General features: G+C 48.9%; 20 protein-coding genes. 15 read left to right on the top strand and 5 right to left on the bottom strand.

What is annotated here, in order from left to right; genetic code table 11:
• Positions 1-67: 67 nt before the first annotated feature.
• On the top strand, positions 68-1,930 hold the full coding sequence (locus K384_RS12470) for an amidophosphoribosyltransferase (RefSeq protein WP_038032829.1): 1,863 nt from the start codon (positions 68-70) through the stop codon (positions 1,928-1,930).
• A 328-nt stretch (positions 1,931-2,258) separates the two neighbouring features.
• Here K384_RS12470 and K384_RS12465 read toward each other — a convergent pair whose 3' ends face one another.
• Together K384_RS12465 and K384_RS12460 are read right to left on the bottom strand one after the other, a co-directional pair.
• A complete protein-coding gene (locus tag K384_RS12465) occupies positions 2,259-3,260 on the bottom strand; it encodes a tetratricopeptide repeat protein (protein WP_038032828.1) in 1,002 nt (333 codons plus the stop codon).
• Positions 3,261-3,375: 115 nt separating this feature from the next.
• Positions 3,376-4,707 carry a CHASE2 domain-containing protein gene (locus K384_RS12460; RefSeq protein ID WP_038032826.1) on the bottom strand — a complete coding sequence of 444 codons (1,332 nt, stop codon included), beginning with the start codon at positions 4,705-4,707 and terminating at the stop codon, positions 3,376-3,378.
• Between the two features lie 101 nt (positions 4,708-4,808).
• On the opposite strand from K384_RS12460, the gene meaB reads away from it, so the two are divergent.
• The 9 genes from meaB (at position 4,809) to carB (ending at position 14,150) form a co-directional block, all read left to right on the top strand.
• The gene (gene meaB, locus K384_RS12455) at positions 4,809-5,807 is read left to right on the top strand and encodes a methylmalonyl Co-A mutase-associated GTPase MeaB (RefSeq protein WP_038032824.1); all 999 of its coding nucleotides are present in this window, start codon (positions 4,809-4,811) and stop codon (positions 5,805-5,807) included.
• Positions 5,808-5,864: 57 nt separating this feature from the next.
• Positions 5,865-7,127: a dihydroorotase gene (locus K384_RS12450; protein ID WP_038032823.1), complete on the top strand. Its 1,263-nt coding sequence runs from the start codon at positions 5,865-5,867 to the stop codon at positions 7,125-7,127.
• Positions 7,124-7,636 (top strand): DUF4199 domain-containing protein, encoded by a 513-nt coding sequence (locus tag K384_RS12445; protein ID WP_038032822.1) that lies wholly within the window; start codon positions 7,124-7,126, stop codon positions 7,634-7,636. The genes K384_RS12450 and K384_RS12445 overlap by 4 nt, the downstream gene beginning before the upstream one ends.
• 285 nt (positions 7,637-7,921) lie before the next feature.
• Entirely contained in the window at positions 7,922-8,512 is a 591-nt protein-coding gene (locus K384_RS12440) for an RNA polymerase sigma factor (RefSeq protein WP_169737656.1), read from the top strand.
• Positions 8,484-8,738 (top strand): hypothetical protein, encoded by a 255-nt coding sequence (locus tag K384_RS12435; RefSeq protein WP_038032818.1) that lies wholly within the window; start codon positions 8,484-8,486, stop codon positions 8,736-8,738. The genes K384_RS12440 and K384_RS12435 overlap by 29 nt, the downstream gene beginning before the upstream one ends.
• A gap of 60 nt (positions 8,739-8,798) precedes the next feature.
• A complete protein-coding gene (locus K384_RS12430) occupies positions 8,799-9,647 on the top strand; it encodes a mechanosensitive ion channel family protein (protein WP_051633391.1) in 849 nt (282 codons plus the stop codon).
• Between the two features lie 177 nt (positions 9,648-9,824).
• Positions 9,825-10,688 (top strand): carboxylating nicotinate-nucleotide diphosphorylase, encoded by an 864-nt coding sequence (nadC, locus tag K384_RS12425; RefSeq protein ID WP_038032817.1) that lies wholly within the window; start codon positions 9,825-9,827, stop codon positions 10,686-10,688.
• A 9-nt stretch (positions 10,689-10,697) separates the two neighbouring features.
• Positions 10,698-11,219: a YcxB family protein gene (locus K384_RS12420; protein ID WP_038032815.1), complete on the top strand. Its 522-nt coding sequence runs from the start codon at positions 10,698-10,700 to the stop codon at positions 11,217-11,219.
• Between the two features lie 84 nt (positions 11,220-11,303).
• Positions 11,304-14,150, top strand: a complete 2,847-nt coding sequence (carB, locus tag K384_RS12415) for a carbamoyl-phosphate synthase large subunit (protein WP_038032814.1) — start codon at positions 11,304-11,306, stop codon at positions 14,148-14,150.
• Positions 14,151-14,372: 222 nt separating this feature from the next.
• Here the strand turns inward: carB and dnaK are convergent, their stop codons facing one another.
• The gene (gene dnaK / locus K384_RS12410) at positions 14,373-16,271 is read right to left on the bottom strand and encodes a molecular chaperone DnaK (RefSeq protein WP_038033014.1); all 1,899 of its coding nucleotides are present in this window, start codon (positions 16,269-16,271) and stop codon (positions 14,373-14,375) included.
• 169 nt (positions 16,272-16,440) lie between these two features.
• Here dnaK and K384_RS12405 point away from each other — a divergent pair, with 169 nt between their 5' ends.
• The 3 genes from K384_RS12405 to K384_RS12395 are packed head-to-tail and all read left to right on the top strand — an operon-like array spanning position 16,441 to position 18,550.
• Positions 16,441-16,923, top strand: coding sequence for a hypothetical protein (locus K384_RS12405; RefSeq protein ID WP_038032813.1), 483 nt, complete (start codon positions 16,441-16,443; stop codon positions 16,921-16,923).
• Positions 16,924-16,954: 31 nt separating this feature from the next.
• Positions 16,955-17,554, top strand: a complete 600-nt coding sequence (locus tag K384_RS12400) for a DUF6048 family protein (protein WP_038032812.1) — start codon at positions 16,955-16,957, stop codon at positions 17,552-17,554.
• Between the two features lie 57 nt (positions 17,555-17,611).
• Entirely contained in the window at positions 17,612-18,550 is a 939-nt protein-coding gene (locus tag K384_RS12395) for a hypothetical protein (RefSeq protein ID WP_038032811.1), read from the top strand.
• 79 nt (positions 18,551-18,629) lie between these two features.
• On the opposite strand, the gene lysS is transcribed toward K384_RS12395, so the two are convergent.
• A complete protein-coding gene (gene lysS / locus K384_RS12390) occupies positions 18,630-20,405 on the bottom strand; it encodes a lysine--tRNA ligase (RefSeq protein ID WP_051633390.1) in 1,776 nt (591 codons plus the stop codon).
• A gap of 121 nt (positions 20,406-20,526) precedes the next feature.
• On the opposite strand from lysS, the gene K384_RS12385 reads away from it, so the two are divergent.
• Entirely contained in the window at positions 20,527-20,955 is a 429-nt protein-coding gene (locus K384_RS12385) for a hypothetical protein (RefSeq protein WP_038032810.1), read from the top strand.
• Positions 20,952-21,410, top strand: a complete 459-nt coding sequence (locus K384_RS12380) for a DUF2141 domain-containing protein (protein ID WP_051633389.1) — start codon at positions 20,952-20,954, stop codon at positions 21,408-21,410. The genes K384_RS12385 and K384_RS12380 overlap by 4 nt, the downstream gene beginning before the upstream one ends.
• A gap of 684 nt (positions 21,411-22,094) precedes the next feature.
• On the opposite strand, the gene rpsA is transcribed toward K384_RS12380, so the two are convergent.
• The gene (gene rpsA / locus K384_RS12370) at positions 22,095-23,858 is read right to left on the bottom strand and encodes a 30S ribosomal protein S1 (RefSeq protein WP_038032808.1); all 1,764 of its coding nucleotides are present in this window, start codon (positions 23,856-23,858) and stop codon (positions 22,095-22,097) included.
• Positions 23,859-23,865 lie beyond the last annotated feature (7 nt).

The raw sequence follows: 23,865 nt of genomic DNA, 5'->3' as shown, positions 1-23,865 counted from the left end.
AAAGGAGCGCCTTGTTGCGCTCTTTTGTTTTTATTATAAACCAAACCTCATAAGACCTTTTATTCCTATGTGTGGAATTGCATTTGTTCGCCTCAGAAAGCCTTACGAGTACTACATCGAGAAGTATGGCACCCCCCTTTATGGCTTGAACAAGCTTTATTGGATGATGGAGAAGCAGCGCAACCGTGGGCAAGACGGCGCCGGTGTGGCTGTGGTGAAACTCGATGTACCCCCCGGTTATCGATATATTAGCCGGTACCGCTCCATAGACCCGAACCCCACGGAAAAAATATTCAAGAAAATACATAAGCGTATTAAAAAAGCGCTGGAAGGCTACGAAGATTACGCACTCAATGCCCAATGGCTCAAGCAATACGTTCCTTTTACCGGTGAAATACTGCTCGGCCACCTGCGCTATGGTACGCATGGTGTCAATGCGCTGGAAAACTGCCACCCCCAATTGCGGCAAAACAACTGGCGCAGCCGCAACCTGATTCTTGCCGGCAACTTCAACATGACCAATGTGGAGGAGTTGTTCAATAAACTAATTTCACTGGGGCAGCACCCCAAAGAAAAAATAGATACGGTCACGGTGCTCGAAAAAATAGGGCACTTCCTCGACGAAGAAAACGAACGCATTTACCGGCTATACAAGGGGCAGTGCAGCAAGCAAGAAATGAGTCATATCATAGAGGAAAACATTGACCTGCAACGCGTACTGCAGCGTGCTTGCAAAGACTTCGACGGCGGCTATGCCATTGCAGGCATTACGGGCTACGGTGCCTCTTTCATAGCCCGCGACCCCAACGGCATACGCCCCGCCTATTTTTATGCCAACGATGAAGTAATAGCGGTTGCTTCGGAACGCCCCGCCATTCAACAAGCCTTCGGTATCGGCTATGACGAAATAGAAGAAATCAAGCCGGCTCATGCCCTTATCATCACAAAAGATGGGCGCTTTGAACAAAAGCCATTTATTGAGCCACAACCCTTGACCGCCTGCAGCTTCGAACGTATTTATTTCTCACGCGGCAACGACCCCGACATCTACCGCGAACGCAAACAATTGGGCACGCAACTGGTGCCTAAAATACTGGAAAAAATAAACTACAACTTGGAAGATACCATCTTTTCCTATGTGCCCAACAGTGCCGAAAGCGCATTTTTGGGCATGATAGAAGGCATTGAACGCCGTTTGTCACAAGAGCGCATCGAAGCTGTCAAACAGCAGGATATAGCGCGTCTTCAAAAGCTGGAGTCGCAGTATGCCCGTGTAGAAAAACTGGTGATAAAAGACGCCAAATTGCGCACTTTCATTGTGGATGACCATAGTCGTAACGAATTTGTAAGCAGTGCTTACGACACCACTTTCGGTATTGTTCGCCCGGGCGTGGATACCCTCGTGATTATGGACGACTCCATAGTGCGTGGCACCACCTTGGAACAAAGCCTGCTGCGCATGCTCGATAAGCACGCCCCCAAACACATCATTATCGTTTCATCGGCACCACAAATACGTTTTCCCGACTGCTATGGCATCGATATGTCCCGCTTTGGTGAATTTGTGGCTTTCCGTGCCGTGTGGGCTTTGTTACATGAGCGCAATATGGAGGACCTTCTCGAAGAAGTTTACCGGCAGTGCAAAGAAGCCATTGCCCAAGGCGGCGTACATGAGAACTATGTAAAACGTCTTTACGAGCCGTTTAGTGATGAAGAAATTTCAGAGAAGATAGCCGAAATTGTACGGCCGGCATCCATGAAAGCCCGGCTGTCAGTGGTGTATCAAAGCGTGGAAGGGCTGCACAAAGCCTGCCCCAACCATCAAGGCGACTGGTACTTCACAGGTAACTACCCCACCCCGGGCGGCAATATGGTAGCCAACCGGGCACTGGTCAACTACATGGAAGGCAAGTTGGAAAGAGCGTACTGACAGGCACTTTTGTCGAAGTATAATAGCAAAAAAGGGATGCTATCAAGCATCCCTTTTTCATGTTGTATGAAGTAGCGTTCTGTCTTTCCTGCTTCCCTTCTTTGTCGTTTCGAGCATTTTCCTCCTTGTCACTTCAAGTATCCCTCTCGTCCTTTCGAGCGTTAGCGAAAAATCTCTTTGGGGACTAAAGGCTTGGCTTGTTGAGATTTCTCACTGCGCTGCGCTCCGTTCGAAATGGCAAGCTACAGCCCGCTCATTCGAGATGACAGCCGGCATCTATATGATTTTGTCAAGAAATCTAATCTGCCTTTTTAAGCAGAGCTATCCTTTACTTTTGCGCACTTTCTCTCATAATGGCTTTTTGATGGCGCTCTACAAAGTCCATCTTGGCTGCTTGGAAAGCTTCCACTTCGGGCGCCAGCTCAATGGCTTTGTTATAGCAACGAAGCGCATCGGCAAACAAGCCTTTTTCTTCAAAGTAGGCCGCCTTCAGTATATAGTCGATGGCGGTTTCAGCCGGCTCGTCGCCCAGTTCTTGGCTTACCTCTTGATATTTCCCGTCACCGGGAGTTAACAAACGAAGCGAATACATGGAAGCGCCCCCCATATTCACACTTGCTTCTTCATTATTGTCTTCTATAGGCGTAATCACCATCATGAAGGGCTCGTCTTCATACAATCCCAGCTTTTCACGCAAGCCAGCATCTTGCAAGAAAGAAAGATCGATTTCGCCTTTATCACCTTCTATCACAAATGTTTTGAGCGCATTTCCCCCTTCTGCTTCTGCATCAAAAAGAGTTTTAATTTCTACCTTGTAACCTTTGTACTTGGTATCCGGATTGGTGGCAAAAAGTTCTAAATAGAGCTTGGGCTCGTAGAGTACCACCTCTTCGGGAAGCAGGGCAGCTACTTTACCCAGCAAAGCGCGCTGTACCGACCCGGTAATTGCCATATAGCGGCGGTGGTTGGTATTGATGTCCTGCTTTTCAGCTTTTGCCATTTCGCCTACTACATAGTTCACATATTTGCTGGTGATACTGCTCCTGCCACGGCTCACCTTAGCGCTAAGCTCGGCAATAGAGTAAGTGCCGGGCGACTTGATTTCAATGGTTTTACCGGATTTATGCACCAAGCCCAAATAGCTGGCACTCCCTACTACCACCTTGTCTCTGCTTGACAGCTGCGAGCCTGCCCACAGGCGGCTGTTCGAATTTTCCTTGTGCACTTGCCCGTGTGATGCTACTACTTTAAACTCATAACCTTGGGCTTGCACCACACACACCCCCAAAAAGAAGAGGACACTTGCAATAAGATACTTGATTGGTTTCATGGCTTTTTAATTTTTACACACTGATTTTCAATAATTTATACTATTAAACATGGAAAAGTTAGCATTTTCCGTATTTAACTTATCTTTCAAAATTCGTGCCTAAAATAGGCTAAGCTCAATCACTGCCGGAAGAATCAACATCCACGACCTGCCCCTTCATCTGTTTGCGCTTATTGAAGCGCTCTGCTACTTTCGCCACAACCCCATAATATATTTCTACCAGGTTTGCCGATAAAATCACGCCCAAGAAAGCCAAGCCCCAATCTACCTTCATCGAAAACTTATCGAATACGATAATGATCATATACAAAAGAAAAAGCACCAAAATAGCTTGTATAAGCAAGCTCAATCCGTCATACCAGAAGTCAGCTTTATGGTAGAGCACTGAAAACACCATAATAGAAAACAGCAGCACCAAGCTGCCGATTGTCAGGTTCAGCCATGTGGGCATTTCATCTACATATTCTTCGTGCAGAATCATGGAAAGTATGTTGGCATGCACCACCACACCGTACATATCCCGCTCTGCCCGGCCTACATAATTGGGATTCATAGGCGTATAAAACTTATCCAAGGGCGACACTTCATTTAAGGTATTGCCCATAAAGCCCAGCAGTACTGCCTTGTTGCGGAAAATGTTTTGTAATGCGGTTTGCGCGCCCTCATCGCCCTGCATGGCGGCATCGTACATTTCGAAGAGTTGGGGCCAATCTACTACCGTGAATTTTTGAAAGTTGCCCCTGAAATGAATGTATTCTACTTCTTTGTTTCTTTCAAGGAAGCGTTTGGCTTTTTCGGGCGCCAAGATTTCAGCCATCTTCACGGCAAAGGCAATATGTTTTTTTCCGTCTTTGGTAATCTCTTGCGGTGCGAAAGAACGGCAGGTTTCCAAGCCGCCGGCCAGGTCCGATATCAACGCATTTTCACGCGTAGCAGGCGTAATCAAATTGGCAAAGCCACCCAAGGCATGCTGTGCAAAAAACGGATGAGAAGTAATCAAAGTATCGAAGGGCACGAGCTCGCCGGGCTTCCATTCTTTTAGCATGGTTTCGGACGTGTAATCTACTTTGGTTACCAATACCGCATGGGGCGTTTGTGCCAATGCTTCGGCAAGCAGTGTGTCACCGGGTTCGCCCCTCAGATGCGAGAAGAAAGCATCGATGCCCACTACGGCCGGCGAAAATTGCCGTATGATATGCAGCTGCTCGGCAATGCCTTCTCTTGGTAAGTTACCAATATTGACCAATACAATGTTGGTGTCTGCTTCAATATCAACGCCCCGGATGCGGGAGTAGTAAATATCGGTAATATCGAAGTCGTTGAGTGTTTGCTCAATAGGGTTAAAAGCATCGAAATCAAAGGGGATATGCATGATGCCAATAATCACCAAAACGGTAAAAATAGCTATCAAGAAGGTATCTCGCAGCAAAAATTTGAATTTACGCATGGCTCTGTTAAGTTTATGGCTACATCTGGGAAAGATATTAAATTTAGCAGAATCTTTCGGAAAAAGCGGATTGGGTATTGTAGTTTAAGCCTATAAATTTCATGAAACGCAGACTAAGCATAGAAGAATATACCGAAGGCGTTCTTAGCGGCAACCGCATCATACTCAGCAAAGCCATTACTTTGGTAGAAAGCCGGCGCCCGGCAGATCGTCTGTTGGCCATGCAGTTACTGGAACGCCTGCTGCCTCACACGGGCAAGAGTTACCGCATCGGCATCACGGGCGTGCCCGGTGTGGGCAAAAGCACTTTTATAGAAGCCTTCGGACTTTACTTGATTGAGCAAGGGCATCGCCCCGCCGTATTGGCCATAGACCCCAGCAGCCCGAAAACCAAAGGCAGCATACTGGGCGACAAAACCCGTATGGAACGGCTTTCCATGCAAGCAGAAGCCTTTATACGCCCTTCGGCATCGGGGCGCTCGCTGGGCGGCGTGGCACATGCCACGCGCGAAGCCATGTTGTTGTGCGAAGCGGCAGGCTTCGATGTGGTTATCATAGAAACGGTGGGCGTGGGGCAGTCCGAAGTGTTGGTCAAAAGCATGGTCGATTTCTTTTTGCTACTCATGCTTGCCGGTGCCGGCGATGAGCTGCAAGGCATCAAAAAGGGCATTATGGAAATGGCCGACGCCCTGGTGATTAACAAAGCCGATGGCGACAACCAAAGAGCTGCCGAACAAGCCAAGCGTGCATATGAGAATGCCTTGCACCTGTTTCGCGCGCCTGAAAACGGATGGTTTCCGCCAGTACTCACCTGCTCGGCACTCTACAACCAAGGCATGGCAGAGATTTGGCACACACTGCTGCGCTTTCGTGAGCAAACCCGGCAAAATGGTTACTGGGAAAAGAACCGTCAAAACCAACGCCTTGAGTGGCTCCGTTTTGCCTTACAAGAGCACCTGCTGGAGGCTTTCTACCGGCACGAAGCCGTAAAAAACAAGTTGCCCGCACTCGAAGAAGCCGTCCTGCATAACCGGCTCTTGCCGCAGCATGCAGCCCACATGTTGGTAGATCTGTTTCTAAAACAACAAACCGAAGCGTAAAGACGGTTTTAGGATGCTGCATTTAATCATTAGATTTGCAGCCAAACGAAACAACCCATGGAAGACGTCATATTAGTCAATGCGCAGCTTTTGCTGCCGGGCCACCCTCTGCATCTGCAAAAAAAGCACCTGCATTTGCGTTCCGGCATACTGGTCAATATTTCAGATACGCCCTTGCAAGTATCCGGCGCCCTGTATGTTGAATCGCCGGCGCTCAAAGTGTCATGGGGATGGTTCGATTTGCGCGCCTGCTTTCCTGACCCCGGCTTTGAACAAAAAGAAACGCTGCAAAGCGGGCGGCGTGCGGCGGCAGCAGGTGGCTTTACCGAAGTGGCACTCCTGCCCAATACGCAGCCTGTTGTGGACGACAAAGACACCTTGCGTTATCTGCAAAGCGACAATGCCCGCGAATTGGTACAGCTACACCCCATTGCCGCCGTCACCAAGAAAGCAGAAGGCAAAGAGTTCAGCGAGATGATAGACCTCCACCGGCATGGTGCTCTTGCCTTTTCCGACGGCTTGCATCCCATACAAGACAGCGACCTGGTGCTCAAGACACTTCTTTATTTGCAACCTTTCAACGGGCTACTCATACAACGCCCCGAAGACACCCATATTACGCGCTTCGGCGTCATGAACGAAGGCGTTACGGCCGTTCAATTGGGCTTAAAAGGGATGCCTGCACTGGCAGAACACCTGATGATTCAGCGCGATTTGGCATTGCTCGAATACGCCGGCGGACGCATCCATTTCTCCTGCATTTCCTCTGCCCGCTCGGTAGAGCTGATACGGCAAGCCAAAGCCCGCGGCTTGGCAGTAACCGCCGATGTGGCAGCTCCCTACCTGCTTTTTGATGAAACGGCACTCAAGGGCTTTGATAGTGTTTTCAAGCTGAATCCGCCTTTGCGCACTGCCGAGGACCGTGCCGCCCTGTGGCAAGGGCTTCGCGACGGCACCCTCGATGCCATCGTGTCGGACCACCAACCACATGAAATAGAAGCCAAACAGCTGGAGCTTGACTTGGCTGCTTTTGGCATGAGTAGTATAGAGACCGTCTTTGCCATGAGCACCATGGAAAGCAAGCTACCCACAGAATTGGTTATTGAAAAACTGAGCGTGGCTCCCCGCAAGATAGCAGGTGTGCCTTTGCCGCCTTTTGAGGTGGATCAAGCAGCCAATCTTACTATATTTGACGATAGCATAGAATGGATCTTTGAAAAAAGCCGTTCCCTCTCCCCCGCTCACCCCTTACTGGGTCAGCGCCTGAAAGGCAAAGTACTGGGCGTAGTCAACAACCAAAAAACAGAATGGTTCCTATGAAACATCCTTTCTTCCGGACACTGAAGTACGGCATACTCTTGGGCTGTGGTGTATATACCCTGTTCTGGATTTTACTTGTGCTTGTTTACGACAACCCCATAGACAGCACCCCCAAAGCCATGGATATTCTCTTGTTTATTGGTATCAGTGTCGGCACCACCGTTTATTACAAATTACGGGTTGCCGGTGGGCAGCTGTCTTTCTCAGAAGGTTTGGTAATGCTCACGCTCACCTACTGTAGTCTGGTAATTATGCAAGGGCTCTTGCTATATGTGACGCTGGAGCTTTCACCCGGCTTACTGGATACTGTCAAACAAATGCGGCTGGCAACGCTGGAAGCCGAAAAAGAAGAATGGATCAGCCGCTTGGAAAAGCCAAGCGACTTTGCAAAGCTCAAGAAACAAGTACAGCTGCTGACCACAGGCATTATTTTGTGGCAAGAAACGGGCTTCCGTCTGCTTGTAGGCTTCGTTGTTTCACTGGTAGGGGCTACCGGCTTGCGTTCATAAATGTGCTTCTTGTGCTCAACCGTTTTCTTGGATCCCCCTGTCCAAATGGCAAAGCTTGGGCAGGGGGCTTTTTTGAAATACAAACATAGAAAATAGCACACGCCCGGCGGCATGTTATCTGCTTCCACGCCTCTAAGTTTGCGATAGACAGCTTTGCAGCTTTCCACAAAGCAAGCCCCCCTCGATTCCGTTTCCAAAAACATTTTTGCAATCCCGTTTTTTACTGCTCTTTTGCATTTGCCTTTCATGCAAGTTTATTATCTTTTGCCAACACGTAACTTCTATATGGCAACACCTTTAAACGAACTAAGCGACGAGGCACTGATAGACCGCTTTCGCCGGACCGGTGAGCAACACATTTTGTCAGAGCTGTACCGGCGGCACAGCAAGGCGGTTTACCGTAAGTGCTTGGCTATTATTTGGGATAAAGACGCCGCCCAAGACCTCACCCACGATGCTTTTGTAAAAGCCTTTCTTCACTTAAAAAAACTGCGCGAAAGCAGTCATTTTAAAGCATGGCTTAGCCGCATTGCCTATCATGCTTGCATAGACTACCTCAAGGCACGAAAACGCCTGCAGCTGGAAGAAGACTGGCAAAAGCTGGAGAATCAATTGCCCAATGTCACAGGCATGGAAGAAAGCGAAGAGTATCAAAACACAGAGTTCAATCTGGCTCAAATTGAAGCAGCCTTGCAGCATTTAGGTGACGCCGATCGCCTCATTTTAGTCATGCGTTATTACGAAGGGCTTAGTATCAAAGCCATACAGGAACTGCTGGGGCTAAATGAAAGCGCAGCCAAAATGCGCTTGATGCGTGCACGCAACCGCTTAACAAAAATTATTCAAGATGGACAGGCAAGCAGAAAAAAAACTTAAAGCGCTGTTTCAAAATATCCTTTCCGAAGAGCAGCCACCGGAAAAACTGGAACAAGAAGTGCTCAACACCTACCACCTCATGCTCCTCATGGAAGACATAGGCTCACTATTCACCGAAAAGATGGTAAAAACCCACCTGAGCATACTCACGGAAGACGAAGACTGGATTATGCCCGGTGACTGGTATGACCAAGAGCTGACAGATGATCCGGCGCCGGAAGAGTGACCGGGAAGTATGATGTCTGTCTTTGTATCAATGCATTGATTATTAAAATCCGTCTCAGTCATGAAAGAATATATTATTTCCTGGAATCAAGTCATCATGGAAAGCCTCTCGGGCTTACTCCATCAAATTGCCGCCTCCATTCCTTTTGTCATAGGCGCGCTGCTCACCTTGCTGATTGGCTGGCTGATTGCCAAGCTGCTGGCTTTTGTTACTTATAAGTTTCTGAATGCCGTAAAGTTCGATGCCCTTTTTGCCAAAGATGGTGCACAACGCTTCTTGAAAGCTGCCGGCTGGCAGGGCTCCCCCGCCAAACTCACCTCCCGCATTGTATATTGGATTGTTATCTTGCTGACTGCCATCGCCGCTACCGACATCATAGGGTGGAAGGCCGTCAGTCAAGAGTTGGCGCGCCTCATCGGTTATTTGCCCAAGTTTTTGTCTGCGGTAATCATCTTCATTTTGGGCAGCTACATTATACGTGCAGTCCGTGATTTCCTGCGGGGTACCACTGCCGGCTTGGGTATCGGGGCGGGGCGCTTGGTCAGCGGCTTCGTATATTATTTCCTTTATGCGCTCTTGGTCTTGACCGTACTGCAACAGGCAGGTGTGGACACCCAACTCATCAACACCAATTTGACTTTAATCATTGGTGCCATTTTGCTGGCTTTTACCATCTCCTACGGCTTTGCCTCCCGCGACCTGTTGGCAAACATACTGGCAAGCTTCTATGGGCGCCGTCTTTACAAAGAGGGTGACCACATACGCATTGGCACGCAAGAGGGCGAGATAGAAGAAATTAAAAATGTGGCGGTCGTCATCCGCACACAAGAAGGCAAGCGCATCGTCATCCCTACCCACCGCCTCCTGCAAGAAGAAGTGGAAATATTGCCGTCCGACACCTCCCGTTAATTGCACCTTGTTCCCGCATAGCCGTGCGTGCGGTAGCTGCTTCATCGCTGCCGTTAGACGCACGGCTGTTTATTATATGCCTGCCTTTTGCTGCCTCTTTATAAATGAAAGGGCACGAATATCAAATTCTGTTTGTATATTTGCAGCCAATATCATTTCTGACGATATCAAAAAGCGGTGAACAGACCCGGTTACATCCAAAAAGAAACAATTCTTCGCCTCATAGACCTGGCAATACAGGAAGATATCGGCGAAGGCGACCATTCTACCTTAGCTTCCGTGCCGGCAAATGCCCAAAAGGAAGCTATTTTAGTAATGAAAGCCGACGGTGTCATTGCCGGTGTGGAACTTGCCGGCTGGATTTTTCGCCGTATCGACCCTCAACTGCAAGTGGAAGCCCACGCACAAGACGGCGACCAAGTAAAAAGCGGCGATATAGTCATGAAGGTGAGTGGTGCGGCGCGCTCCATCTTGCAAGCCGAGCGGCTGGTGCTCAACTGCATGCAACGCATGAGCGGCATTGCCACCAAAACCCGCCATCTGGTATCCTTGATAGAAGGCACGAGTGCCCAACTGCTGGACACACGCAAAACAACGCCCAACTTCCGCCTCTTCGAAAAATGGGCAGTGTATATCGGCGGCGGGCAAAACCACCGCATGGGGCTTTACGACATGATGATGCTCAAAGACAATCATATCGACTATGCCGGGGGCATACGGCAGGCTCTTCTTGCCGCCGATGCTTACCGCCAACAGCTGGGCAAGCCCATTCAAATAGAAATAGAGACCCGCAACCTCGAAGAAGTGAAAGAGGTACTGGCGACCGGCATTGCCGACATCATCATGCTCGACAACATGACCCCGGCAGACATGCGTGAAGCAGTCAAGCTTATCAACGGGCGCATGAAAGTAGAAGCATCCGGCAATATCAATGAACAGACCATCCGCAGCGTTGCCGAATGTGGTGTGGACTACATATCGGTGGGCGCCCTCACGCACTCTTATCAAAGTTTAGACATCAGTTTAAAAGCAGTAAAGTAATAGCGCTTTATGATAGTAAAAACGAAGAAATACCAATTAGACCCCAAAGAATTCCGGCGCCTGGGCATGCGGCGCATCATCCGCAGCCAATGGTGGCTACCGGCAAGCATCTTTGCAGGCATCATCGTGCTGAATCTGCTGCTCAACCTGATTTATCCCAACGTGTGGATCTATTTCTTGGCACCCTTGGGCGTTTTGTTGTGGTGGCTGTTCTGGTATGCGCAGTTCACAGGCATTCCCTATATGGAACAAAACAAGCCTATGTTTGAGCGCCTGAGCTATGAAATAACCCCCCAACATATTCTTATCAAGAAGAACCAAAAAGAAGGCATGATGCTGAAATGGGACATGATAAAAGGCGCAGAGAAGCTCAAAGACGGCTATCTGCTGCTGATGGGCAAAGTGCAATTCCTGTGGTTCCCTTTTTCAGTGTTTCAGTCAGAAAAAGACATCAAGTTCATGGAAGTGCTGCTGAAGCGCAAAGGGCTGTTGCAGGAAAAAGGGCATCCGGAAGCTGTCAGTGCAAAATAATTTATTCCTTTCCTTCGGGAAAGGATTTTTTTTATACATACAACAGAAACAGACTCTCACAAACCCCAAAATAACAACAAAGCAATGCCGAAACGCAACGACATCAAATCCGTCCTCATCATTGGCTCCGGTCCCATTGTCATAGGGCAAGCCTGCGAATTTGACTACTCGGGCTCACAAGCAGCCCGCTCGCTGCGCGAAGAGGGTATCGAGGTGATTCTCATCAACTCCAACCCCGCCACCATCATGACCGACCCCGTGACGGCAGACCATGTGTATCTTCTTCCCCTCGAAAAAGATTCTATCATTCATATACTCGAACGGCATAAGATAGATGCCGTATTGCCCACCATGGGTGGACAAACAGCCCTCAACCTGGCAATGAAGTGCCATAAACTGGGCATCTGGGAAAAGTACGGCGTAGAGATGATAGGGGTAAACACCGACGCCATAGAAACCACCGAAAACCGCGAAGCCTTCCGCCAACGCATGATTGAGTTGGGCGTGCATGTGTGTCAAGGCGAAACAGCCGACTCTTTCCTCAAAGGCAAAGAGATAGCTCAAAAGATAGGCTTTCCTCTGGTAATACGCCCCTCCTACACCTTAGGCGGCAGCGGTGGCGGTTTTGTCAACACCCCCGAAGAATTCAACGAAGCCCTAACCCGCGGCTTGAAAGCTTCGCCCGTACACGAAGTACTCATAGAGCAAAGCATCTTGGGATGGAAAGAGTATGAGTTGGAGTTGCTGCGCGACAACAACGGCAATGTCATCATCATTTGCTCCATCGAGAACTTCGACCCCATGGGCGTGCATACGGGCGACTCCATCACCGTAGCTCCCGCCATGACACTCTCCGATAAGGTGTATCAGGAAATGCGCGACCAAGCCATCAAAGTAATGAATGGCATCGGTCACTTTGCCGGCGGCTGTAACATACAGTTTGCCGTGAACCCTGCCACCGATGAGCTTATATGTATAGAAGTGAACCCGCGTGTGTCGCGCTCTTCGGCACTGGCAAGTAAAGCCACGGGCTATCCCATCGCCAAAATAGCTGCCAAACTTGCCATAGGTTACAACCTGGACGAGCTGAAAAACCAAATCACCAAGACCACTTCGGCATATTTTGAGCCTACCATCGATTATGTGATTGTGAAAATACCCCGCTGGAACTTCGAGAAGTTCCATGGCTCAAAAGACAGCTTGGGCTTGCAGATGAAATCGGTGGGCGAAGCCATGGGCATTGGACGCAACTTTCAGGAAGCCCTGCAAAAAGCCTGTCAATCGCTCGAAATCAAACGCAACGGCTTGGGCGCCGACGGCAAAGAGCTCACCGACCAACAAGCCATCCTCCATAGCCTGGCCAACCCCAACTCCAAACGTCTTTTCCATATCTACGATGCCTTTAAAATGGGCATCCCCTTCAAGACCATACAGAAACTGACCAAAATAGACCCCTGGTTCTTGCATCAGATAGAAGAGCTGGTGCAGCTGGAGAAAGAAATACAAAAATACGATCTGCAAACGCTGCCCCGTGAGCTGCTGCTCGAAGCCAAAAAACGCGGCTACGCCGACCGCCAAATAGCACACCTGCTGCGATGCCTCGAGAGCGAGGTGTATAAACGGCGCAAAGAGTTGGGCATCGAGCGCATATTCAAACTGGTGGACACCTGCGCCGCCGAATTCGAAGCCCAAACCCCCTACTACTACTCTACTTTTGCCACACAGCCCGAAGGCAGCGAAGAGCTGCGCCAAGAGGTGAATGAATCGAAGGTAAGCAATCGAAAGAAGGTGGTCATCTTGGGCTCCGGTCCCAACCGCATTGGTCAAGGCATTGAATTTGACTATTGCTGCGTGCATGGCGTGCTTGCTGCCAAAGAGTGTGGTTACGAAACCATCATGATTAACTGTAACCCCGAAACGGTTTCTACCGACTTCGACGTAGCCGATAAGCTCTACTTTGAACCTGTCTTCTGGGAACACATCTACGACATCATTCAGCACGAAAAGCCGGAAGGCGTCATTGTACAGTTGGGCGGACAGACCGCACTCAAATTAGCCGAAAAGCTCAACCGATACGGCATCCCCATCTTGGGCACCTCTTATGAAGCGCTTGACCTGGCAGAAGACCGTGGCAAATTTTCCGAGCTGCTGCGTTCGCTCAACATACCCTATCCTAAGTTTGGTGTGGTGGAAGATGCCAACCAAGCAAGCGAACTGGCCAAACAGCTGGATTTTCCACTGCTGGTGCGTCCTTCTTATGTGTTGGGCGGGCAAAGCATGAAAATCGTCATCAACGAAGAAGAGCTTGAGCAGCATGTGGTCGATATTCTCAATCAAATCCCCGACAACCGCATCTTGCTCGACCATTTCCTGGAAGGTGCCATCGAAGCCGAAGCCGATGCCATTTGCGACGGTGAAGATGTTTACATTATCGGCATCATGGAACATATAGAACCCGCCGGCATCCACTCGGGCGACTCCAATGCCGTGCTGCCGGCTTTCTCCTTGGGACCACTGGTGATTGAACAAATAGAGCTCTATACCAAAAAGATAGCTTTGGCGCTCAATACCGTGGGACTCATCAACATACAATTTGCCATTAAGGACAACAAAGTGTATGTCATAGAAGCCAACCCACGGGCATCGCGCACGGTGCCTTTCATTTGCAAAGCCTACCAAGAGCCTTATGTAAACTATGCCACAAAAATCATGTTGGGCGTCAATAAGCTCAAAGACTTCACTTTCAACCCCAAACGCAAGGGCTACGCCATTAAAATGCCGGTGTTCTCATTCGATAAGTTCCCCAATGTAAACAAAGAGCTGGGACCGGAAATGAAATCGACCGGTGAAGCCATCTACTTCATCGAAAACCTGCAAGATGAAGTGTTTCAGCGCCTTTATGAAGAGCGTAATCTGTACTTGAGCCGGTAAAGCATTTCGCTCTTTGCAAGCCCGCCTCTCCGCAGGAAGCGGGCTTTTTTTATTGAGTAAGTGTCCTTGCAATATTTTCTACCCAAGCGAAACGGCTATGGGAAGTCTGGTTGTGGCCGATAGAAAGGCGAATAAAAAAGTATACAAACAAACCCACAAAAACAAAAAAAGAGGCTGCCTTTCGGTCAGCCTCTTTAGAGTAAGCTACTCTCTCTTTTCGCCTTATTTTACTTCTTCGAAATCCACATCGGTTACGTCGTCAGCACCGCTTTGTTGATTGCCTTGTTGGCTACCGGCGCCGTCTTGGGCTTGTTGCTGTCCACCTTGATACATCTCGGTAGAAGCAGCCTGCCATGCTTGGTTCAGTTTAGCCAAAGCAGCATCGATAGCAGCCACGTCTTTTTGTTCATAAGCCGTGCGCAGCTCTTGCAGCGCTGCATTGATATTGTTTTTGTTTGCTTCCGACAGTTTGTCACCAAACTCTTTCAACTGCTTTTCGGTTTGGTAAATCATGGCGTCGGCAGCATTCAGCTTCTCGATACGCTCTTTTTCGCGACGGTCGGCTTCGGCATTCATTTCGGCTTCGCGCTTCATACGTTCGATTTCTTCCTGTGTCAAACCACTCGAAGCCTCGATGCGTATTTTTTGCTCTTTGCCGGTGGCTTTGTCTTTTGCCGACACGTGCAAGATGCCGTCAGCGTCCACGTCGAAGGTAACTTCAATTTGAGGCACGCCACGCGGTGCCGGCGGGATGCCGTCCAAGTGGAAGCGACCGATGGTCTTGTTGTCTTTTGCCAATGGGCGTTCCCCTTGCAACACGTGGATTTCCACGGAAGTCTGGTTGTCGGAAGCCGTAGAGAACACCTCCGTTTTCTTGGTAGGAATGGTAGTACCGGCTTCAATCAGCTTGGTGAACACGCCCCCTACGGTTTCTATACCCAATGACAAGGGGATTACGTCCAGCAGCAGCACGTCTTTCACCTCACCGGTGAGCACACCACCTTGAATGGCTGCCCCTACGGCTACCACTTCGTCGGGGTTCACGCCCTTGCTGGGCTTCTTACCAAAGAACTTCTCTACTGCCTCTTGGATTTTGGGGATACGGGTAGAACCACCTACCAAGATTACCTCATCGATGTCGGAAGGCTTCAAGCCGGCTTGTTGCAATGCCAAGCGGCAAGGCTCCATAGTTTTTTCGACGAGGTCGTCAATCAGCTGTTCAAACTTGGCACGGGTAAGCGTGCGAATCAGGTTTTGCGGCTGATTGTCGATGATGGTAATATAAGGCAGGTTGATTTCTGCCTGAGTAGAAGACGAAAGTTCAATTTTTGCGTTTTCGGCAGCTTCTTTCAGGCGCTGCAAAGCCATGGCGTCTTTACGCAGGTCCACACCCGGATGCTCTTTCATGAACTCTTCTGCCAACCAGTCAATAATGCGTTGGTCGAAGTCTTCACCACCCAGGTGGGTATCGCCATGTGTTGCTTTTACCTCAAATACGCCGTCGCCCATTTCCAGGATGGAAATATCGAAAGTACCGCCACCCAGGTCATATACGGCCACGGTCATATCTTTGCCTTTCTTGTCGAGACCGTAGGCCAGCGCAGCGGCAGTAGGTTCGTTGATAATACGGCGCACCTTCAAACCGGCAATTTCACCGGCTTCTTTGGTAGCTTGACGCTCGGCGTCGTTGAAGTAAGCAGGCACTGTAATTACGGCTTCGGTTACTTCTTGCCCCAAGTAGTCTTCAGCAATTTGCTTCATTTTTTGCAGAATCATAGCCGATATTTCTTGGGGCGTATAGGTGCGGTCATCTATTTTCACGCGGGGAGTATCGTTCGGCCCCTGCACTACTTCATAAGGCACACGCTTCACTTCGTCCAACACTTCCGAATAGCGCTTACCCATGAAACGCTTGATACCGGTAATGGTGCGTTTCGGGTTGGTAATTGCCTGACGCTTGGCAGGTGCCCCTACTTTACGTTCGCCATTGTCAAGAAAAGCTACTACCGAAGGGGTAGTACGTTTTCCTTCGTCATTTATAATTACCACGGGCTCGTTGCCCTCCATTACGGCTACGCAAGAGTTGGTAGTACCTAAGTCAATGCCAATAATTTTTCCCATAGTTGTTTCCTCCTTTTTGTGTGTTTTTATTGTTTTGTCTATGCATGAAGCAATGAATATGCCAAGGAAAAAAAGCTGCCAAATTGACACACAACCTTCCATATATGACAGAAGGAGGTTTGAGTTTATGCCAAAAAATAACGTATCTTTGAGCACAGAATGACAGCCTATGCCGTTTCGTTATTATCTATACACCTTCGGACTGCTGCTACTAAGCGCCTGCGTCGAACTGCCGGTGGTATGCAGTGGTGCCATCGAACAAAATGTGCAGCTAAAGTTTCAGCGGCTGCTTGTACTGCAAGACCTTCAAGGGCGTGATTCATTGGTTACTCAAGACACCGCCCTCATCGTGCGCCAAATAGCTATTGAGCAAAGCGATAGTTTGTTTTACGTACAAGATACCACAAGCACTGCCACCCTTCCTTTACACCCTCAGCGCGACACGCTGCTTTATAGCATAGACATAGAAGGCATGGGGCTGCGCAGGCTGCAAGTACACTATCGCCGCAGCGCCGAATTGGTATCGCCCGAGTGTGGGGTAAAGATGAATTACCGTGAGTTGTCTATCCTTCAAACCGATTTTGACTCTGCCTATGTCAGCCAAGATGCCAACAAAAACTTCGTTATCCGCCTTTTTATTCCGGCAAACTAAATATGCTTTTGTCTTTTTGCTGCTTGGCTTTATGATGCAGTCCGGCAGCAGCCACGCCCAAAGTCAGGGTGTTTCGGTGGGGGTCGATCTCTTCGGCATCCTCCGCGGGCAGCTGCCCGGCAGCCAAGTGCAACGTTACGAGGGGGTAGCGGAGTACCACCGTCAGGCGTGGGTGGTATATGCCGAGGGGGGCGTGGAACAGTTTCGTTCCAAAAAAGACGAGCAGTCCATTGGACAGTACCAAGCCCAAGGAAGTTACGGCAGGCTGGGAGTGGCCTACAATCTATTGGAAGGCACGCTTTCTTCAGGCGAAATGCTCCGTTTGGGGATAGGCTATGCACGCGCCACCACGGAAGAGCAGTTGCAAAGCACGCTGAATAACTCTGTGTTTGGCAATGCTCCACTCGACTTGACACAACAAAGCGTTGCCCGGTGGTGGGAATTGTCCATGGCATTGCGCGTGCGCGCCTGGCGTTTTCTGATGCTGGGCTTTACGGCACGCTACCAAATGGCACTCAAAGTGTCCGGTGCCGACAGCTTTTCGAACTATTATGTAGCAGGTTACGGACGCGGCGACAAAAACCGCTTCGGCTTCGCCTATCAGCTGCTATTTCACCTCCCCTTCAAGTAAATAGGGTTTGGTATTATTTTGGTACATACTTTAAAACAGAGCAAATACATCAAAGCTATGAAAAAGCAGATACTATTTTTATTGTGCCTGTTCAGTGCCTTTGTGGCAAGTGCCCAAAGCAATTACGAATTTAAAGTCATTGCTTCTTATGGCAACAACCAAAAAGAGCCTACAGGCGAGCGGCTTTGGGCCGGCACCGAATTGCGCCCCCAAGACCGTTTTGTGGTGGCAGTAGGTGGCTATGTAGGCCTGATGCATAAAAACGGTCATACCCTCGAAATCAAAAAGCCGGGCACTTACCAAGTAGCAGAGTTGCGCAAACAGATACCCGGCAGTAGCCAAGGAACCACTAAAAAATACTTCGGGCAGGTAGTATCGGAAGTAAAGAAAGTAGAACAAGAAGACCTGCACGCCACGCATAGGAAATATATGGCCATTACAGGGTCGGTACAACGTCGTGGGGCGGCTGTCAAACTCAAGGTGCTGGTTCCCAACGCCCCCCTGAGTGTAGTAGAAGCCAACGAAGTGCTGCTTGCCTGGATGCGCCCCGATAAGGTGGTGCGCTATACTTACCAAATCACGGTGCGCAACATGAACCCCGAACAAGAGCAGATAGTAGGCACCTACAGCACCCAAGACACTACCTTTGTGTTGGACCTTAGCAAGCTCGAACCCTACAAAGACGAGCAGGGCTTTATAGTGAAGATAAGCACCAAAGAAAATCCACAAATCGTGGCAGACGAGTTTTATGTAGGCGTTGAAGAAAATACTGAGCGTTTAAAAGAAGTGCAAAACGATCTTGCCGGGCTAAATGATGACGGTAGTGCCCTGAGTGCCTTCATTCGAGCCAACATTTACAAAAATCATGGTTTTGTAGCCGACGCTATTAAGTATTACATGAAAGCTATTGAGCGGGCACCGGAAGTAGAACTGTTCCGTTTGGCGCTCATAGACTACCTGGCAGAAAACAAAATAGTTTTCCGCAAAGTGGAATAAGAAATACTTGCCTTTTACACAAAAACTAAACGGTGGCTTTTAAAAGCCACCGTTTTTTTATTCTCCCTTTCGTATTCGCTTATGAAGCAGCCTCTTCTTTCGAGCCCGCTACTTTTTCCTTTGCCTGCCGGATCCAAGCTTCTACTTCTTCCTTCGATGGGTTGGCGGCCTCTATTTTCATTTTCTTGCGCAACCCACACACATCGTTGTGTAGTTTGTTTACCGAAGCTTCGGCCAGCTGTTCCAAAGTCATGATGCCGGCTTTCTGCAAAACGGGAATCAAGGCTTCGGGCACCCCTACCGACAAATAATCCTCTTTGGTAGCATACTGTATGCGCTTTTCGGGGCGCATATGCGGGAAGAGAATCACTTCTTGTATAGAGTGCGAGTTGGTCATAATCATGGTGAGACGGTCAATGCCGATACCTAAGCCGGCAGTGGGCGGCATACCAAACTCCAAGGCGCGCAAGAAGTCCTCATCCAAAACCATGGCTTCATCGTCGCCGCGTTTGCCCAACTCCAGCTGTTCTTCAAAGCGCTTGCGTTGGTCGATGGGGTCATTCAATTCGGTAAATGAGTTGCAGACTTCTTTGCCGTTGCAAATCAGCTCGAAGCGTTCTACCAAGCCGGGCTTGCTGCGGTGCTTCTTTGCCAAAGGCGACATCTCGATGGGGTAGTCCATGATAAAGGTGGGCTGAATCAAGAAAGGCTCGCACTTCTCACCGAATATTTCATCAATGATTTTGCCTTTGCCCATGGTGTCGTCCACTTCCACGCCCAGCTTTTCTGCGGTTTGACGCAGCTGCTGCTCGTCCATCTCCGAAATATCGATACCGGTAAAGTGCTCTATGGCTTCGTACATGGTGAAGCGCTTCCAAGGACGGGCAAAATCGATGATGTGCTCCCCTACCTGCACCTTGGTGTCGCCGTGCAGCTCAATAGCTATTTTTTCGATGAGCTCTTCCACCAAGTCCATCATCCAGTAGTAGTCTTTGTAGGCTACGTACAACTCCACTTGGGTGAATTCCGGGTTGTGGAAGCGGCTCATCCCTTCATTGCGGAAGTCTTTTGAGAACTCATACACACCGTCGAAGCCCCCCACTATCAAGCGTTTCAGATAAAGTTCGTTGGCAATGCGCAAGTAGAGAGTCATATCCAGCGCATTGTGATGCGTTTTGAAGGGGCGCGCACTGGCTCCGCCATAAATAGGTTGCAAGATGGGGGTTTCTACTTCAAGGTAGCCCTTGCTGTTGAAATATTCCCGCATGACGTTCACCAGTTTGGTGCGCTTGCGGAAGATGTCGCGCACATGCGGGTTTACAATCAAATCTACATAACGCATGCGGTAGCGCTGCTCGGGGTCTGTAAAGGCATCATAAGTCTTAATATTGCCTTGTTCATCGCGCACCTCCTTCACCACAGGCAAGGGACGCAACGACTTTGCCAATAGCTTAAAGCTTTTGACATGAATCGATATTTCACCGGTCTGTGTTGTAAACACATAGCCTTGCACCCCGATGATGTCACCAATATCAAGCAGTTTTTTAAAAACGGTATTGTACAATGTCTTGTCTTCGCCCGGACATATTTCGTCCCGGTTCACATATAGCTGAATACGCCCGGTCGAGTCCTGTAATTCGGCAAACGAAGCTTTTCCCATAATGCGGAAGCTCATGATACGCCCCGCTATGCTTACGTTCTTATAGTCTGTCTTTCGCTTCTCGTAGTTTTTCTTTATATCTTCTGCCGTTACATTCACCGGGAAGGGTTCTGCGGGGTACGGGTCAATCCCCAGCTTCTTGAGCTCTTCAAGTTTTTGACGGCGTAAAATTTCCTGTTCGCTTAGTACTTGCATATCATCGAAAAGTTTATGATTTCAAAGGGTTACAAAGATACAAATTAAGTGTATTCAGTGCCATCAGGTATTTCTTTTATACCTTTGTATTGTGCAATTTCGTCTCATAAAACAGATGCTTATGAAAAAACATTTACTCTTTGTAGTGTCTTTTCTTTTGGCTTGTATAAGCTGCGAACAAGCCGCCCCCCCCAATAAGATATTCATTACGGGCGATTACAGTGGTTCATTGGATTACTTATGGAAGGAAGAGAGCAGCGCCAATAACTTGCAGATACGGGCAGCCTCCTATCCCGACTCAAGCAGCATTAGCTATCCGGCCTTTTATTTTATCATCAGCCCTGATCGTGCCATCCTGTATGTGCGCACCGACGAAAACAGCGCCTTGGATTATTATTATGCCATTCGTCCGGTGTTTCAATATTCCGGACAAGAACTGCAGCTCAAGGAGTTGAAAATGATTTTTGGCACGGGGCTTGTCAATGATACAATACAGAACCCCGATGACACGCGTAGCGTGTTGCTCGATGGCAAACTAAAACGCCCATGAACCGTTATATCCTAAGCAAGCTTGCATTTTTATTTTTTCTGATGATGGGAAACGTACAAGAAAGCCCGGCCCAAAACCGCGGCAACCTGCATATAGAAATCACCAATCTGCGCAACCACCGGGGGCATGTGTTGGTGAGTCTTTTTGCCGAAGAAGGTAAAAAAGGATTTCCCGACGAGCCGGCACAAGCCTATCGCAAAGCCAAAGTACCCATAGAGAACTTAAAGGCGGTGGTGCATTTTGAAAACTTGCCTCATGGAGCCTATGCCGTTGCGGTCTTGCATGATGAAAACGACAACGGCAAGATGGATAAAAACTTTTTGGGAATTCCCACCGAAGGCTTTGCTTTTTCGAACAATGTGCGCCCGGTGTTTGGTCCTCCTTCTTTTCACAAAGCTGCCTTTGAGCTCAACCGCCGCAGCAAAACCCTCTTGATTAAGATGCTTTATTTTTAGAACACAAGCATAAGCAGGCTCTTTCCACGAAGCAAGCTTGTCATTTCGAACCAAACGCAAACTGTCATTTCGAACGGCGCGTTAGCACAGTGAGAAATCTCATGCACATTGAAACAAGTAACAAGACGCAAAAAAGAGATTTCTCGCTTGCGCTCGAAATGACAAAGGGGGATTCGGAATGCTAAACAGGGAGAACCGAAAGAAAAAAAGAAGGCGGAAAAACAAGAAACAAAACGACAAAACAGCCATCCGGAAGCAGCCACCTTTACATATAGAAAAGCATAGCTTGTCATTTCGAACGGAGCGTTAGCGAAGTGAGAAATCTCATCGAGCTAAGTGCGTTTGTATTGTCATGTCGAGCGGAACGAAGTGTAGCGAGACCTCCCGGCAAGCCAAGCCTTTACCTCCCCAAAAGAGATTTCTCGCTTGCGCTCGAAGTGACAAGAGGGAAGCTCGAAAGGGCAAGATGGAAACTTAAAATGGCAAAGGGAAAATACTCAAAAAGAATAATGCAGCTAAAAAAGCAAAAACAGGCTTACAGAGTCGATTCATTTCAAACAGCAAAACAAATAAACACGCCCCCAAGCAAGCCGCACTATAAAAAAGTAAAGGAGGCACAATAAGTGCCCCCTCTACCAACAAACATTAGCCATGAACTTTATACCAAGTTCGTATTTGAAAAGATTACTCTTTTCCTTCTTCTTTGTCTTTCTCCATTTGCTCCTTCAGGTTAGAGAGCTCTTCCAGGTCACCCAAGGTCACCTTGCTGTCTTCTTTCTTGTTGAGCTTCTCTTCCACTACCTTGTCATCCGGAGCATAGGTTTTTACATGGGAAAGAATGATGCGACGCTCGCCTTTCGAGAACTCGATAACTACGAAGTTGAGTTTATCACCTTCTTTGGGCAATGAGCCGTCTTCTTTGGTCATTTCGCGTTTCGGGCAGAAGCCTTCCACGTTTTCTTCGAGCTCTACTACGGCGCCTTTTTCATTTACGCTCAGCACTTTGCCTTCATGGGTAGTGCCCACGGCATAACGCTCTTCGATGGCATCCCAAGGATCGGGCTGCAGCTGCTTATGCCCCAAAGCAATACGACGGTTCTCGAGGTCAAATTCCAGCACTTTCACTTCGAGCTCTTCACCTACTTGAATGAACTCGGAAGGATGCTTGATTTTTTGAGTCCAAGAGAGGTCTGATACGTGCACCAAACCGTCGATGCCCTCTTCCAATTCCAAGAAGAGACCGTAGTTGGTCATGTTGCGCACAATACCTTTGTGCACGGTGCCTACGGCATATTTGGTGGCGATGTCGGGGCGAGTCCAAGGATCTTCGGTCAATTGCTTGATGCCCAAAGACATTTTGCGCTCCTCGCGGTCGAGCGTAAGCACAACGGCTTCCACTTCGTCGCCTACTTTCAGGAAGTCTTGAGGATTGCGCAGGTGCTGCGACCACGACATTTCCGATACGTGAATCAAGCCTTCCACACCCGGCATGATTTCAAGGAAAGCGCCGTAGTCTGCTACGTTTACGATTTTACCTTTTACGCGCGAACCTACTTGAATATCTTCAGGCAGCGAATCCCACGGATGCGGGGTCAGCTGCTTCATACCCAAAGAGATACGCTTTTTCTCTTCGTCGAAGTCCAAAACAACGACTTTGACTTTTTGGTCGAGTTCGAGCAGCTCCGACGGATGGCTGATGCGTCCCCAAGAGATGTCGGTGATGTGCAACAAGCCATCTACACCGCCCAAGTCGATAAACACCCCGAAGTTGGTCATGTTCTTGATAACGCCTTCGAGTACCTGACCACGCTCCAGGTTGTTGAGGATTTGCTGGCGCTGCTCCTCGAGGTCTTTTTCAATCAGTACTTTATGCGATACTACTACGTTGTCGTTCGAGTAGTTTACTTTTACTACTTTCAATTCCATTTTCTTGCCCACAAAGGCGTCGAAGTCGCGAATAGGCTTCACGTCGATTTGCGAACCGGGCAAGAAACACTCAATGCCGTAGAGGTCAACCACCAAACCACCTTTGGTACGGCGCTTCACAACACCCTCTACTACCAGGTCATTCTCGTAAGCCTCGGAGATTTTCTCCCAAGCGCGTACCAGTTTGGCTTTTTTGCGCGACAATTGCACTTGCCCGTTGGCGTCTTCTACTTTCTCCACATATACTTCCACTTGGTCGCCGGGCTTCAGGTCGGGCATGTCGCGGAATTCGGTCAAAGGCACCAAGCCGTCAGACTTGAAACCTACGTTGATAACCACATCACGGTCGGTAATGCTTACCACCGTACCGGTTACCACTTCTCTTTCGTTGATTTCGCCGAGCGACTGCTCGTAAAGCTTTGCCAACTCCTCATCTTTGGCACCTGAGAAGGTAGCGTCGGCGAATTTTTTTTCGTTTTCGAGTTCTTCCCAGTTAAAATTTTCGATTGGTTGGTTACTCATACAGGTT

Origin of the sequence: Thermonema rossianum DSM 10300 (genome assembly GCF_000426825.1) — a bacterium.
GTDB lineage: Bacteria > Bacteroidota > Bacteroidia > Cytophagales > Thermonemataceae > Thermonema > Thermonema rossianum.
Note: the sequence above shows the minus strand (reverse complement) of the source record. Positions and strands in the feature narration are given on the sequence as shown.